The following is a 15,357-nucleotide window of genomic DNA, read 5'->3' as shown; positions in this document are numbered from 1 at the left end:
TCTCGCGCTTTTCCTCGCGTGTAAGTCGGTCATGGGGTCCGAAATCATTCCATCGGTGCCTCGATCACTCCGAGTTGTCGAAGCAGGCCAAATGCATCTAGCTGGCCCCACAACTCGACGATCTCGTCGTCCGCGAACCGGACGAAGATTGCGTGTTCGATTTCGAAGGACTCTTCGGTCGGGTTGATGCCCATGAACGGCCCTCGATGCGTGCCAGAGAGGGTCACATGCATCGCTACGTGGTCGCCCTCCGCGACTATCTGGTCGACCGTCGCCTGAAGATTTGGGAACGCGGCGCGCATCCGCTGTGGCAACTCTTGGAACTCGTCCCGACCTTCTACCCCACCGAGCGGATTGATATGGGCGACGACATCCTCGGCAAATAACTCGTCCACGACGTCAATCGCACCTTCGCTGGCTATCTCTTCGGGAATGCGCTGAGCGAGTCGTTTGTCGGTGGAGGATTCATCCGCGACCATGTTTTTAGGTTGGCCTAAAACATCTTAGTCTTTGTCCTCACGGCGGCCGACGAGGACTACGAAGACAGATCTTCGAAACGAATCGGTGACTAAACAGTTAGCCAAGGATCAGTCGTCTCGGAGGCTCGGATGCGTGACCTGCTCGTCGGGATGTGGCTCGGCAAACTGCTCTTGCACCCGTTCGAGTGAGCGGCGTTCACGCTTGCGACGCTCTTCGTCGCCGATTTCCTCACACCCCGGTGGAAGGTCTCGATCACGGTCGGTGAAGTAGCCCTCGGGCGCGACCCAGTCGTGGTAGAACGGCCGGTCGTCGTCTTCCAGAATCGTCACCGCGACCTCCGCGCCGTGGCCGGCACAGACGGCGGCCTGGTGGGGTTTCTCGGCGAGACGGCCGGCGGCGTACAGGCCATCCACGCTGGTGCGTCCGCGTTCGTCGGTGTCGACGAACGCCTTCCCGCGGTCGATGATACCCACGCCGTCGATACCCCTGAGGTAGTCGGTAGTGTTCTTCGTCGCCGCGACGACGTACTCCGACCGGTAGCGCTCTTCGTCGTCAGTCTCGACGGCGAACCCGTCGGCAGTCTGCTCGACGTGGCTGACCATCTCGGTCACCTGCTCGCAGCCGGCTTCGGCTGCCTGGTCTTCGAGCAAATCCAGCAGTTGCCGGCCGTTAACGCCCGCTGGGAAGCCGGGGAAGTTCTCCAGGTGGGCGTTCCGCCGGAGAATCGACTCGCCCGAATCGACCACGAGCGTGTCCAGCCCGTGGCGAGCCGTGAAGACGGCCGCCGAAAGGCCGGCGACGCCCCCACCGACCACGACGACCTCGTACGGGGCGGTCGTACTCATCGTTAGATGTCTCCGTTGACGATGTCCGCGACCCGCCCGCGGTCGAATAGCTCCTCGTCGCCGGTCACCGCCCCGAACTCGTCGGGATACAACTGTTTCGCCCCTCGCTCGGTCAGGAAGAGGTTGTGAATCGGCCCCTGGCGCAGGTAGCCGCCCCGATACACGCGCTCGTTCTGGACGGCGGTCAGCTCGCTCCCGACGGGGTGTTCCTGCATGTAGCCAAGCACCGTGTCGCGGAACTCCGAGGCGGACTTGTCCTCGTGACCGCGAACGAGCAACACGTCCGGGTCGACCTCCAGCAGGTTCTCGTAGTCCAGTTCAGTTCGGTTCTCCGTGCTCAGGTTCTCGACGCCGGTGCCGGCCAGCGCGTCGCTCACACCCAGGTCGTTCCACTGTTTCTTGCTCGTCCCTTGGTCGTTGAGTCGGTACGGCGAAAACGTCTCGGGCTCGTTCGTCCCCTCGTAGGTGAGCATGACTGTCGGTCGCTCCGTCGCCGGCGGCAGCCGCGACTGGATGTCGGCGATGTACTCCTCGTGGAGGTCACGGAACGCCTCGTAGCGCTCGCGTTCGTCGAACAGCGTGGCCATCTTCTCGAAGGCCTGATACAGCGTGTAGTACCGGTAGTCGTGCCAGCTGTCCGACCGCCGGAATATCATGTTCCCGACGAAGGGTGCGACGTTGTCCCGTATTTCCGTGACGTCTTCGTCCGTCCAGTCGAACCAGTTGCGGAGCATCCAGGTGTCGATGACGTGGACGTCGTTCTCCATCTCGTAGAACAGCTCCTTGTCCATCTCCGCCTCGACGAGGTCGTTTTGCTCGATGCGGTCCTCGTCAACGCTCACGCCGGGGATCTCGTCGTAGACGTAGGTGTAGTACTCGCCGGGTTGCCCGATACCTGGCCGAGTGCGACGCCCATGTCGGCGTAGTCACCGCCGTAGGGAACCCAGCGCACGGGGACGGCGTCGAAGCTGACCCGCCCCTCCGGCGCCATCTCGACCGAGTAACCGGTCGGCGTCTCCGTGGGTGTCCTCTCGGGGTCGTCGGTGAGATTGGAACAGCCAGCGAGCCCCAGGCTCGCGGCGATTGCGCTGCCGTACTTCAGTGTCTCTCTGCGCGTTGTGTCGGTCGTACCGCTGTCGTTGTTACTCATCGTTAGATGTCTCCGTTGACGATATCGGTGACTCGCTGTCGGTCGAACAGTCGCTGCGCCGCTGGCACCTCTGGGAACGACTCGGGGTCGAAGGCACCGAACTCCTCGGGGAAGAACTGCTGGGCGACCATCTCGGTCTGGAGCAGGTTCACGAGCGGCCCCTGCGAGCCGAACGCGCCCGGATAGACGTTGCCCTCCTGGACGGCCGTGAGCTGGCTGCCCACGGAGTCTTGCTCCATCGGCTCGACGTACTGCTCGCGGAACGCCGCTCGCGAGAAACTATCACTGTCGCCGGTCGTAGCGATACCCCAGTGGATGACGATGATTTCGGGGTCGACGTCCAGCAGCTGCTCGTAGTCGATGGTCCCTTCTACGACCATCTCGTCCGGGAACGCGCTCCCGATTTGCAGGTCCCGGTAAGGCTTCATCTCGACGCCTTCGGCCTCGGTGTCCGTCGGGTAGAACGTCCCCTCGCCGGGCGCCGACGCGCTGTTGAGCAGGGCGATGTCGGGACGTTCCTCTGCCGGCGGGAGCCGGGATTGGAGTTCGGACTGGAGCCCGTCGTGGACTGAGGCGAGTGCCTCGTATCGCTCCCGTTCTTGGAAGAGGTCGGCGAGCCTATCGAGTGCCTCGTACAGCGAGTAGAGCGTGTAGTCGTGGAACTCGCGCCGACGGAGGATGTTGTTCCCGAAGAACGGTGCGACGTTCTCGGATATCTCCCCGGTGTCGGATTCGTCCCAGGACTCGTCCCATCCCGTCTCGTGCATGTAGTTGGGGTCCATCAGGATGATGTCGGGGTCGAGTTCGTAGAACAGCTCCTTGTCCCAGTCCCCGGCCGACAGCGACTCGGTCTCCGAGCGGGTCCCCACGTCGAGGCCGAACGGCTCGAAGAGGAACCCCGGAATCATGTTGGTCGCGGTCAAGAACCCGTCGCGCTGGCCCAGCGCGAAGGCCATGTCCGCCCACTCCCCGTTGTTGACCATGTACGTCTCGGGCACCGTCTGGAAGGTCTGGCAGCCGACGGGCTCGATGCAGGCTTCGTATGACCTGGCCGTTGGTGTGCCGGATGTGCGGCCCTGTCCAGCGAAGTCCGAACAGCCGGCGAGTCCAAGTGTCGCAGCAGCCGCGCCGCCGTACTTGAGCGTCTCTCTGCGTGTTGACGTCGTGCTGTCGTCACTCATTGTCGATGTCTCCGTTGACGATGTCCGCCAGCCGCCCGCGGTCGAACAGCTGCTCGTCCGCCGAGAGCTCACCGTAGCCCGGGTAGGCGCCAAACTCCGAGGGGTAGAGCTGTTTGGCGGCCATCTCTGTCTGGAACATGTTGATGATGGGGCCCTGGTACGGCGTCCCACCGACGTAGAGATCGTCGTTCTGGACGGCCGTTACCTGGCTGCCGACCGGGTCGTCCTTGAGGTGCTCCCGCTGTTGGTCGATATAGTTTTCACCTTCGAAATCGCGGTAGGTGATTCCGAAGTTGAAGATAATCACGTCGGGATCGTACTCCAGCAGCCCCTCGTAATCAACTTTGACCGACGATTCGCCGCCGTAGGCGCCTTCGAAAGCGTCGACGACATCCAGGTCCCGGTACTGTTTTTTCCCCCAGGTCTTCTCGATTTCCGACTTCGGATTGTAGACGACCCAGCCATCGCGGTTCTCCGGATTGTACCGGCCGTTTACCAGCGCCATCGACCTGCGCTCGCTCTCTTCGGGCACACGTGACCGAACGTCCTCGATGAACGGCTCGTAGAGGTCGAGCAGCGCGTCTGCACGGGACATCTCACCGAACAGCGCCCCGTACTCCGTGACGTACTCCGGGACAGAGAGGTAGGCGTACTCCTCACCGTCGGGCCAGTAGGTCCACCCGTCGAACCGTTTCCGGCGGCTCTCGTTCCCGAACCACGGTGCCACGGTGTCCTGTATCTCCTGGGCCTCGTCTTCGTCGAGCCCGTAGATACTGAGCAGGATGTTCGGGTCGATGGCCATCAGATCGGGGTCCAGCTCGTAGACCACTTCGGGGTCTGTGTCGCGTTCCTCGGTCGTAATCTGGGTCAGTTCGTCACTCGTTGGGGCCGAGACCCCGTCGAGGAATTCGTAGAAACCGGTGTACCAGAATTGGGGATCAGCCATGCCCACGGCGCCGTCGGCCTGGCCGAGCGCCGTCAACACGTCGGCGGTGAACCCGAGCCCGCCGACCCACGAGGACGGCGGTTCTTCGAGCGATAGTTCGCCCACGGGCGCCATCGTCGCCGTGTAGCTCCCGCTGTCGGTCGGTGTACCGTTGCCGCTGGACTGCTCGGCGAGATTCGAACAGCCCGCTAGTCCGAGGGCGGCTGCTGCCGTGGTGCCGTACTTGAGGGTGTCTCTGCGAGTCGGCACGTCGTGTCGTACGTCGTTGTCGTTGCTCATGGCTAGCTATCTCCGTTGATGATATCTGCAACCCGCTGTCGGTCGAACAGTGTGAGTGAGTCCTCCCGCAGTGTCTCTGTCCCGTTCCACTCGCCGAATGCCTCGGGATAGAACTGCCTCGCTGCCGCCTCCGTCTGGAAGAGGTTGATGACCGGCCCCTGGTAGGAGGTGCCACCGCGGTACAACCGGTCGTTCTGGACGGCCGAAAGCTGGCTGCCGACCGAATCTTCACGCATCGTCTCCATCCGGGACTCGAACTCCTCGGTCGAGACGTGCGAGAAGCCGTACTGGAACACGATGGCGTCGGGGTCGACCTCAAGCAGTTGCTCGTAGTCGAACTCCCCGTAGTTTCCCTCGATGTGGTCGTCGAAGGCCCCTCGCATCCCGAGGTTACGGTACTGTTTGTGATTGTTCCCGTTCTGGACAGGATACACGTAGAACGCAGCCTCCTCGAATTTGGAATTGACAGATACGAGGCCGACAGTCGGTCGGTCCGCTGACGGCGGCAACCGCTCCTCGATGGTCGCCTGCATATCCTCGTGGACTTCGACGAGCGCCTCGTATCGCTCTCGTTCATCGAAGGCGTCTGCGACGATTTCGAAGGCTTCGTACAGTGAGTAGTACTGGTAGTCGTGCCAGTCGTCGCCACGTCGCCGGATGTAGTTACCGAGGAACGGAGCGACCCCGGTGGTAATCTCCTCGATGTCGGCGTCACCCCAGTCGTCGGCCAGCACGCCGAGCCAGTTGGGATCGAACAGGTGGACGTCAGCGTCTAGTTCGTAGAATATCTCCTTGTCGAACTCGTTGTCACCGGATATCGGCGAGACATCCTCGAAGGAAACATCGACGTCCGGCAGCGCGTCGTAGAACACGTTCGGCATGCCGTCGGGGTCCCACAGGCCCTGGAGCCTATCGGCCTTGCCCAGGGCGATACCCATGTCGCCGTACGTGCTGAGGTAGCTCACCCAGTCCTCGGGTGGCTTCTCGAACTCCACCTCGCCCATCGGTGCCATCGTCACCGAGTACTCTCCCGGGCCTGTCGGTGTGCTGTTCTGTCCCGCGAGGTCCGAACAGCCCGCCAGTCCGAGTGCGGCCGCCGTGGCGCCGTATTTCAGCGTGTCTCTGCGCGTCCGTGCTGTGTTCTCGTTAGACATCTGATTTTAGGCTAGCCTAAAATGCACAAAAAGACTTCGATTCTTAGGTGGGCCTAAATCATGGCTCACTGCCGACGGTGCCGCTCGCGGTGCGTTCGAGGAACGTCTCGGGGAGGTCCTCGATTTCACCCGCCTGGACGCCCCAGAGTTTGGCGTAGAGCCCGTCCGCGGCCAGTAATTCCTCGTGGGTGCCCCGTTCGGCGACCCGGCCGTCGTCGAGGACGACTATCCGGTCGGCGTCTTTTACCGTCGAGAGTCGGTGAGCGATGACCAGCGTCGTCCGGTCGGCCGCCAGCCGGTCGAGCGAGCGCTGAATCAGGTACTCCGTCTCCGTGTCTACCGCCGACGTGGCCTCGTCCAGCAGGAGGATTTCGGGGTCTTGCAGGACGGTGCGGGCGATGGCGATGCGCTGGCGCTGGCCACCCGACAGCTTGACGCCGCGCTCGCCGACGCGGGTGTCGTACCCCTCCGACAGCCCCTCGATGAAGCCGTGGGCTTCGGCGGCTTCGGCGGCGGCGACCACGGCGTCGCGGTCGGCGTCGAAACAGCCGTAGCGGATGTTCTCGGCGATTGTTCCGTCGAAGAGGAACGTATCCTGGCTGACGTAGCCGATAGACGAGCGGAGGTCGGAAAGTCGGACGTCTCGAACGTCGTGGCCGTCGACGCTGAGTGCGCCCTCGGAGACGTCGTACAGCCTGAGAAGTAGCTTCGCGACAGTCGATTTACCCGCGCCGGTCGGCCCGACTATCGCGACGGTCTCGCCCGGCGAAACGTCGATGTCGACGGCTTCGAGGACAGTCCCGTCTCCCGAGTCACGGTGTTCCCTGGTCGACTCTTCCGAGGTGCTTCCGAGCTCGCCGCCGTCGTAGGCGAAGGTCACGTCGTCGTACTCGACGTGGCCATCGACATCGTCCAGCGCGATGGGATTCGCGGCATCCCCGATGCGGACGGGGACGTCGATGAGCCCACAGATACGCTTGCCAGACGCTTTCGCGTTCTCGTACCAGTCGACGATGTTCGAGAGCTGTGCCATCGGCCCGGTCAGTCGCTGGGTCAGCAGCATGAACACGACGAACTGACCGGTCGTGAGTTCGCCGGTGAAAAACAGCGGCGGGCCCGAAAAGACCCACAGTCCACCCAGAACGAACGTCGCCAGCAGCGCCGCCCCGGTGATGAGCTGCATCCCCGGCCGGTAAAAGTAACTCAGCTTCAGCACGTCCATGTTGGCGTCGTAGACATCCCTGGACACCCGACGAACGCGGTCGTCCTCGTACGTCTCGGTACTGCTGGTCTTGACGAGCTCGATGCCGCTCAGTCCGTTCTCGATGCGCGTGTTCAGGTCGCCGATCGTTTCACGCTGGCGGGTGTACCTGGGTTCGATGACGCGCATGAACCACCACGTGAACGCGACCAGCAGCGGCACCGCGCCGAGCGTGACCAGCGCGAGCTGCCAGTTCGTGTACAGCAACGCCGTGGTGATGCCGACGACGATGACGCAGATGCGTACACTGTCGCCGACGGCGTTGTCGAAAAAGGTCTCCAAGTTCGAGGTGTCGTTGTTGAGGATGGACATGACCTCGCCGGTCTCTTTGTTGTCGAAAAAGGTCATGTCGAGACGCTGCATCTTCTCGTAGGCGTCGACGCGGACTTCGTACATCACGCCGTGGGCGAAAACGTTGATAGCGACCCCGCGGACGTACTGGAACACTGCGCCGCCCAGCAGGGCCCCGCCGACGACTGCCGCGGAGAACCAGAACTGCATCGCCGGCTCGGCGGGGAGCCACGCGCCGGGAACGAACGGCAGCGCGTACGCGCTCTCGCCGGTAAACACCGCGTCGATAGTCGTCCCCAGCACGATTGGGGTCACGAGCAAGCTTCCGTACGCGAGGATGCTCGTCAGTAGCGCCACCGTGAGCCAGCCCACTTTTCCCGGTGCGTACGCTCGGAAAAGCCGCCACAGCGGTCGCTCGACTCGCTCGCGATAGGCGTCCAGTTCGGTTTCGAACCCCTCCGAGCTGCTCATCCCCCGCCTCCGCCGTCGCTCCGGGCGACGGGTGTCTCCGAGCGCGTCTCGTCGTCCCCGCTGTGGCGCGGTCGGAGTGGCTCGATTCGCGGGCCACGGGCTGTCTGGTCCACCTCGGCTTCTATCTCGAAGACCTCAGCGAGCAGTCCTTCCGTGACGACTTCCTCGGGCGTCCCCCGGGATTGAATCTCGCCGTCTTCGAGCGCGACCATCTCGTCGGCCAGTCGGGCCGCCTGCTGGATGTCGTGCAGAACGACGACGACCGTAATCTCGCTGTCCCGCTGGAGCGTTTCGATGATCTCCATCACTTCGAGCTGATGATGGAGGTCGAGGAAGGTGGTCGGTTCGTCCAGCAACAACACGTCGGTCTCCTGGGCCAGCACCATCGCGATCCACGCCAGCTGTTTCTGGACGCCCGAAAGCTGGCCGACCTCGCTGTCACGGAGATGGTCACACCCCGCAAGCTCGATGGCCCTGTCGACGGCGCGTTCGTCCTCGTCGGTGACGCTGTCGAAGAATCCCCGATGCGGATAGCGACCGTGGTAGACGAGGTCCTCGACAGTGATGCTGTCCGGCGAGGTACTCTCCTGTGAGAGCAGCCCCATCTTGCGGGCCAGCTCCTTGCTCCCGTAGGACTGAATCGCCTCCCCGTCTACGAGGACCGACCCGTCGTCGGGCGAGAGCTGATTGGCAAGTCCCTTTAGAAGCGTGCTTTTGCCCGAGCCGTTCGGGCCAACGAGGGCCGTTACAGCGCCGGGACGGACACTGATCGACTCGCCACCGATGACCGGCCCGTCGGTGCTCGGATACGACAGGACGAGCTCCTCACCGACCAGCGTGGCGTCGTCGCGATGGTGTTCGTACGCCATATTCCCGTTGGTCCGTGCACTTTCGTGTTGTTTTTCCGTCATTATATCTCACCCAGTTGTTCCTGTCTGCGCATCAGGTAGAGGAAGTCCGGTCCACCGATCAGGCCGGTGACGATGCCGACCGGAATCTGTGTGTCCGAGGACGAACCCGATATCGCAGTAGTCTGTCGACCACGCCATCCAGCGCTCCGGAACGCTGTCGAACTCGGCGGTTCCGATCGGGTCCATGGTCACGGAGTAGGAGCCCCGTCGTGCCGTCTCAGTTCCCGGCCCGTCACCCAGTATCTTCGAACAGCCCGCAAGCCCTGCCCCGGCGACCGGCGTCCCGCCGTATTTGATTGTGTCTCGACGCATCGGAGCGTCGCTGTTCTGTGCCATGCTTTAGGCTCACCTAAAAAGTTAATAAGTACTTTGATTGGCGTATTTTGTTCCGGAACGAGACAGCTATCAGTCGATTTATCCTCTGGCTGTGCTCGGCCCGATTGCGGCTGAACGGCGGACATCTACACGAACACCAGTGGAATCATGATGGAGAACCCGGATGTGACACCGATTGCCAGTTCCCGATATCCGCGTCCGGCGAGTTCGGACCCGTGTTCCAGCGCCTCCGGGATGAACTCCGAGACGACCAGGAATATCATCGCTCCCGCGGCGAACCCGAAGCCGGCGGGCAGGAACTCTCTGGCGACCCGGACGAAGGCGAAAGCGAGTACCGCTCCGATGGGCTGGGGTAGACTCGAGAAGACGGCCCACCAGACCATCCGCCAGTTCGAGACGCCCATCGACCGTAGCGGGATGGAGATGGCGAGTCCCTCCGGAACGTTGTGAATCGATATCGCGACGGTCATGAATATCGCGAGTACGGGGACGACGAACGGGCCGAACTCGATGCCGCCCGCGAGATTCAACTCGGCGAAGGAGACGCCCACGGCGACCCCCTCGGGGAAGCTATGAACCGTGAGAATTCCGAGTACGAGCACGAGCTTCCTGAAATCCGCCTCCTCGTAGGTGCCCGGGTCGAACTCGTGGTCCGAGATGATTCGGTCGGCGACGACGACGAGAATCGCGCCTGCTATCAGCCCACCGAGCATCAGGTAGATATCGGTTTGTCCATCGGCCTCGGCGAGGCCTTCGCCGACCAACCCGAAAACCGAGGCCGATACCATGATGCCCGACGCGAGGCCCCAGAGGGCGACCTGCAGCCGTTCGCTGACGGTCCCTATCACGAAAAACGGGAGGACTCCGATACCTGTCGCCAGCGCTGTTACCAAGCCCGCGACGAACACCAACACTACGTTAGCGAGTAACGACATGGGTATAGGTAATATACAACTATAAAAAATCACATGTCCTAACCAGTTAGATTAAACTAATATTTTTATTGTAATAATATCCGGGTGCTATGGTATGCACGCGAAGCCGTTGGATTAGCGGTGAGCCGGACGGTTCCCCCTATCGTCGGTCCGGTCGGGCGAACCCAGAGAAGCCCAGAAACGACTGCGGGACGCCATCCGGTGACGGACTGGGAGCCGACCGAACGTTTTCGTGAGACAATCCCCGCGGGTCCCGAGCTATCAGGGAGTTCGTCGATCGTGTCCGCCGACCATCAGGCGAGACGCGGTCAGCGTAGTCAGCCCCACTCCCGCCTCCGGAAAGACGAGCAGGAGGGCATACACGCTCGACAGGCCGACAACACTCGCCGCCGTCCCGGCGAGTACTGACCCCGCTCCGACACCAACTCCCATGCCGACAAGCAGCGTGGCGGTGACGTTGCCGGTCTAGGTAGCCGCCCCATCGAGAGCGCTACGTCCCGGAGAAGCGGGAAACCCAGGGCGAATCCAGACCCGAACAGCGCCGCTCCGTTCAACAGTCCCATCGGGAGGGTAAACGCGACCACTGCTCCGGGATACACAGCCAGCAGGAACAGGCCACAGCCCTGGCACCCGAAGGAGGACAGCAGTATCGATGGGAGCGACCTGCGCCGAACGGGGCGTCCCGCTTGTGGACGTGCACAACAGTAATTTTGCAGGCCCGGACGGACTGGCGGACTGTGGCGCAGGGGTATCAGCTGGTGAGCCTCGGTGACGAGTTCGAGTTTATCACCGAGACGATACGGGAGCGAACTGACTGGTTGGACTGACGTGGCCGAGGGATGACCGAGCCGTCCCGACCACCACGTCACCCCCCGCCGTCGTCCCCGAGCCGCTCTCCCGTGGTACCGGGCGGCAGCCCTGCCACTCCGCGGGAGATTCGACTACGCAGGGACGGAGCAACAGGACCAGACTCACTGAGTTTCGTTCAAAACTATTGGGGCGGACCAGCTGTTCAGCAGGGTCGCGGATTGGCCGAGAGATAGTCTCATGAGCCTCGTACGAGTTGTAACTGCGGAGCCACTCTAGTATCGGTTATCGAACCAGAAAACGAGACCCAGTAGACCCAGCATCGCTGCTAACAGTAGATACCGAGAGGCAAGGGCTTGGATAGGCGCCTCGCCAACTTCGGTGGCCAAGCTGAGTCCGGTGAAGACGATGACACACAACGCAACGACATACCGTGCTTTCTGAAACCAATGCACCAGTTGTATATTACGTAGAGACGACATGAGCTTTTGGCCCTACCGCCGCGGTTTCAGATAAGCACCCGTATTGACATCCTCCCCGCGCTAAAGGGCGAGGATTCCTCGAAGGGGATATTCAGGTTGCGCGTTTCCTTGGTTCTCACGTACGCTTTCGCGTGGAACGTCGAAGGTCGCTACCGAGTTGTGACCAACGGTGTGCGTTACAGCGCGTATAGCCCTGTCAATGGGGCCTTCCTCCTTGCATACAGCAGGCGTCAACGACGGCGGGTTGTTCAGTCCGCGAGGTAGCACTGTTCGACACGCCCGAAACGTTAGCCCGTGCATGGTTCACCCTCCCGTTGTGCGATATTCTCCGACGCGTTCAGGTCTGCGTGGCGTCCACGACCACAGTCTGAACTCTCAGCGTTTGTACCTCTCCGGGACATAGGACGATACCGACTACGGAACTTGTTCGAAGATGGTTGGTGCCAGCTCCGCCAACCGCTGGCGCAGTAGTCCATACGTGCCTCCGACGAGGAGGGCCACCAAGACGACCCATTGGAATGGGCCGTTCAGAACCGCTGCCACTGGCGTGCTGACGACAACCAGCAAAACGATATCTTGGGGCGAGCCGTCGTACCGTATCCACCGTTTCGGTGTCCGCCAGCGCCCTCGGACGTGGTCGTAGACGGCTCTCTCGGATGTCTCCTCCCACGGGCGGAGTTCGAGCCCGCCACCATATCGGTCCATCCGACAGTGGGCCGCCGCACCAACAAGCAGGAACGCCAGCGCGACGAGCAGTTGCGTTTGCAGGAGCAAAGCGCCGAGACCCACGAAAATGGCCGCAAGCGTGTATCCAGTCGGGTAGTGTAATGACCGCCTGTGGCCGGCATAGAGATCCAAATCCGGAAGCACACCACCGACGAATCCACCGGTCAGAGCTGCCGTCGCGAACTCCGGTGCCAGGAGGGCAAGCGGCGTCGCGAGAGCCAGCCCTACAACTGCGTGCGTCGGCAGCATCATATCTGACCGGTGTCGCTGAAACAGTTCGAGTACGGTTCTTTGGTGAAGAGACGTAGGTGAACGCGCCAAGAACACGGGTTCCTGTCTCCACTCTCGATTTCAGACTTGGGGGACAACTCTGAGACGGACTGCTTAATGTCGTTCGCTAACGACCCGTTGTAGATGCCCACTGACCAGACAAACGTCGCTATCGCCTGTCAGGGGGGCGGTAGTCACACTGCCTTCACCGCAGGTGTCCTTCGAGAGCTCCTTCGAGATATCCCCGAGGAGTACAATATCGTTGGTTTTAGTGGCACGTCTGGGGGCGCTGCCTGTGCAACACTGGCCTGGTACGGCCACATCCATCCCGAAAAGAATCCGGGAGACCTACTGACTGGGTTCTGGAAGGACCTCTCGGCTTCCTCACCGCTCCATCGGGCTGTGAACAATATCATCCGATGGAGTATCGGACTCCAGCGGGCCGGCGTCCCGTTCCCTGATATAAGTCCAGCCGACTCGCCGGGTTCGAAGTGGGGCAAAAACGAGTTCCGTGACCTCCTCGAATCGTACGTCGATTTCGACGCAGTTCCGGAGCTGCTCGATGGTACTGAGCCCGGTCTGTTTCTCAGTGCAATCGACGTCTGCGGTGGCACCTTCGAGCTCTTCCGTGAGGAGGACCTCTCCAGCGACGCGATTCTCGCGTCGGCCGCCGAACCCCATCTGTTCGAAGCGGTCGAAATCGACGGCAAACACTACTGGGACGGGCTGTTCTCGAAGAATCCGCCGCTGAAGGACTTCATGGAGGCCACGGACAATCCGGACCCCGACGAAATCTGGCTCGTCAAAATCAACCCACAGGAACGGGCGGAAGTCCCACGGAGCATGGAAGCAATCCACAACCGTCGGAACGAACTCTCCGGAAACCTCTCGATGACCGCCGAGATACGGTTTATCGAGCGCATCAACGACTTCATCGACAAGGGATATCTCCCCGAGCGGTACACGCACACCGAGATTCGACGAATCCGATTCCCGAAGAGTCGGAAGCTCGACTGGCGGACGAAACTCGACCGCGACCCCGAATTTCTCGACCGGCTCGTCAGCGACGGCGAGAAGCAGGCACAGACGTTCCTCGAAGCACTGTAGCTACTCAGGTAGCTACGGTGGCCCCGCCCATCTGTGCCCCGTCATCGATAGGACAGTCACTGGAGGAGCCGTTTTCTTCGGCGTACATATCACTCTCGTGAGCGCCGTGTTCGGGCACCGTCGTGTTCGATTCGAGGCCCGAACAGTCGGCCTCACCGGCGCTGTGCACTGCGGTCGAATTCGCTATCCCACCGAGCAGCACCACGCCGATGACGACCGCGCCCACAAACAACCATCTTCTCATAGTTCCTCCCTCGTCGAACAGCGGCAAAAACCGTTCGCTCGGAATTAGAGGACGACCAGAAACACCGTCAGCCAGCCACAGACCACGATTAGCCCGACCAGCATCGCCACGGTAGTGTACCCGATGATGTCACGGGCTCGCAGGTTTGCAATCGCCAACAGTGGAATCGCCCAGAACGGCTGTATCATGTTCGTCAACTGGTCACCCAGCATCTCGATGAGCAAGGCGTCGCGCGGTTCCATTCCCATCTGAGCCGTTATTTCGAGCATTATCGGCCCCATCGCGACCCATTGCCCGCCACCCGAGGGGATGAAGATGTTGACGAAACCGGCGACGAGCACTCCGATGACTGGCCACGTAGCCGGCGTCGCGAACGCACCGACGAACTCGACGATGAGCGTCGCGAGTCCCGTCCCCGTGAGGATACCGGCGATACCGGCATAGAACGGAAACTGGAAGATGACCCCCGAGATATTGCTGACGCTCTGTTTCATCTGGTCGACTAACGCCATCGGTCGGACCCACAGGAGGACTGCAACAGTGATGAACAGCGCGTTGATGCTGTTAAGCGTCAAGTTGGAGACACCACCCGGCGTCAGAACCCACGCATTGATGACGAAGTACGCGGGAAAGAGCGCGATAGAGAGGCCGATGAGCCGAGAATCGTTCAGCCGGTCGGCGACCCGTTCCCGACCGCCGTCGGCCGTCACTGCGGCTGCTGGCTTCTCGGCTGTCGCGTGGACGATTTGGTCTATCTCTTTGAAATCCGGTCGGGGTAGCTGTGTGATCCCATCCTTGGGATGAAGCAGTCCCATCACGACAGGAATAATCGCAAGCAGTGTCCCTGTCGTAACGATGTTAGCCGTCGAGCCGATGGTCTCCGAGAGGGGAATCGTCTGCCGGAACTCCGGTGCCCACGCCGTCGGAACGAGCGTCGAGTCAGCCATCATCAGGCTCACCGACGACGTGAGTCCACCGTGGTAAATCATCAGACTCGTGTATCCTGCCGCGGCCAACAGGGGGTAGTGGACTGCGATTCCCTTCTCTCGACACTCGTAGGCGACACGCTTGGCCATAATCGCCCCAACGATGAGGCCGATAGCCCACGAAACGAGCGCCGCGGCCATCGCCACGAACCCGACGAACCAGACGGCTGTAAACTGGGAGTTCGGGAGACGCGCCAATTTTTCGAGTTGGCTGGTGAACTTCGGTGACTTCGCGATGGCGTCCCCGGCCATCAGCAACACGGCGATAGAGGCCATGAAGGGAAGTAACGTCCAGACACCCCTGTTCCACGCGACCAGCGTCTCCTGTGGCCCAGCGCCGGTCAGCAGCGCCGCTGCCGAGGCGATGAACGTCAGCAGAATCGCAATAACGTACGGGTCGGGGATGTACTCCTCCGAGAGGTCGGAACACAGTTCTCCGAACCGTCGGAGTAGAGCGAGCATGCAGGTGAAACAGTATCACTACGTATCAAGACA

13 protein-coding genes and 1 pseudogene are annotated in these 15,357 nt (G+C 61.6%); 1 reads left to right on the top strand and 13 read right to left on the bottom strand.

Annotated features, from left to right (window positions below; genetic code table 11):
* Nucleotides 1–44: 44 nt before the first annotated feature.
* From NDI56_RS16490 to NDI56_RS16440, 11 genes and pseudogenes are all read right to left on the bottom strand, one after another.
* Nucleotides 45–479 (bottom strand): ester cyclase, encoded by a 435-nt coding sequence (locus tag NDI56_RS16490; protein WP_310920766.1) that lies wholly within the window; start codon nt 477–479, stop codon nt 45–47.
* A 108-nt stretch (nt 480–587) separates the two neighbouring features.
* Entirely contained in the window at nt 588–1,325 is a 738-nt protein-coding gene (locus NDI56_RS16485; protein ID WP_310920765.1) for an NAD(P)/FAD-dependent oxidoreductase, read from the bottom strand.
* A gap of 2 nt (nt 1,326–1,327) precedes the next feature.
* A pseudogene (locus NDI56_RS16480) lies at nt 1,328–2,475 on the bottom strand (ABC transporter substrate-binding protein).
* Between the two features lie 2 nt (nt 2,476–2,477).
* A complete protein-coding gene (locus tag NDI56_RS16475) occupies nt 2,478–3,656 on the bottom strand; it encodes an ABC transporter substrate-binding protein (RefSeq protein ID WP_310920763.1) in 1,179 nt (392 codons plus the stop codon).
* Nucleotides 3,649–4,881 carry an ABC transporter substrate-binding protein gene (locus NDI56_RS16470; protein WP_310920761.1) on the bottom strand — a complete coding sequence of 411 codons (1,233 nt, stop codon included), beginning with the start codon at nt 4,879–4,881 and terminating at the stop codon, nt 3,649–3,651. Before NDI56_RS16470 ends, NDI56_RS16475 begins: the two co-directional genes overlap by 8 nt.
* A gap of 2 nt (nt 4,882–4,883) precedes the next feature.
* Nucleotides 4,884–6,035, bottom strand: a complete 1,152-nt coding sequence (locus NDI56_RS16465) for an ABC transporter substrate-binding protein (protein ID WP_310920760.1) — start codon at nt 6,033–6,035, stop codon at nt 4,884–4,886.
* A 58-nt stretch (nt 6,036–6,093) separates the two neighbouring features.
* Nucleotides 6,094–8,058: an ABC transporter ATP-binding protein gene (locus NDI56_RS16460; protein ID WP_310920759.1), complete on the bottom strand. Its 1,965-nt coding sequence runs from the start codon at nt 8,056–8,058 to the stop codon at nt 6,094–6,096.
* Nucleotides 8,055–8,927 (bottom strand): ABC transporter ATP-binding protein, encoded by an 873-nt coding sequence (locus NDI56_RS16455; protein ID WP_310920758.1) that lies wholly within the window; start codon nt 8,925–8,927, stop codon nt 8,055–8,057. Before NDI56_RS16455 ends, NDI56_RS16460 begins: the two co-directional genes overlap by 4 nt.
* A 48-nt stretch (nt 8,928–8,975) precedes the next feature.
* Entirely contained in the window at nt 8,976–9,305 is a 330-nt protein-coding gene (locus NDI56_RS16450; protein WP_310920757.1) for a hypothetical protein, read from the bottom strand.
* A 125-nt stretch (nt 9,306–9,430) separates the two neighbouring features.
* Entirely contained in the window at nt 9,431–10,240 is an 810-nt protein-coding gene (locus NDI56_RS16445; protein WP_310920755.1) for a ZIP family metal transporter, read from the bottom strand.
* A gap of 1,703 nt (nt 10,241–11,943) precedes the next feature.
* Nucleotides 11,944–12,507: a metal-dependent hydrolase gene (locus NDI56_RS16440; protein ID WP_310920752.1), complete on the bottom strand. Its 564-nt coding sequence runs from the start codon at nt 12,505–12,507 to the stop codon at nt 11,944–11,946.
* Between the two features lie 162 nt (nt 12,508–12,669).
* Here NDI56_RS16440 and NDI56_RS16435 point away from each other — a divergent pair, with 162 nt between their 5' ends.
* Nucleotides 12,670–13,632, top strand: coding sequence for a patatin-like phospholipase family protein (locus NDI56_RS16435; RefSeq protein ID WP_310920751.1), 963 nt, complete (start codon nt 12,670–12,672; stop codon nt 13,630–13,632).
* Between the two features lie 4 nt (nt 13,633–13,636).
* Here NDI56_RS16435 and NDI56_RS16430 read toward each other — a convergent pair whose 3' ends face one another.
* On the bottom strand, nt 13,637–13,876 hold the full coding sequence (locus NDI56_RS16430; RefSeq protein WP_310920750.1) for a hypothetical protein: 240 nt from the start codon (nt 13,874–13,876) through the stop codon (nt 13,637–13,639).
* A 44-nt stretch (nt 13,877–13,920) separates the two neighbouring features.
* Nucleotides 13,921–15,324 carry a TIGR00366 family protein gene (locus tag NDI56_RS16425; protein ID WP_310920749.1) on the bottom strand — a complete coding sequence of 468 codons (1,404 nt, stop codon included), beginning with the start codon at nt 15,322–15,324 and terminating at the stop codon, nt 13,921–13,923.
* Nucleotides 15,325–15,357: the final 33 nt, after the last annotated feature.

The organism is Halomicroarcula saliterrae, assembly GCF_031624395.1.
GTDB lineage: Archaea > Halobacteriota > Halobacteria > Halobacteriales > Haloarculaceae > Haloarcula > Haloarcula saliterrae.
The sequence above is the reverse complement of the archived record's forward strand: the minus strand, read 5'-3'. Positions and strand labels throughout refer to the sequence as shown.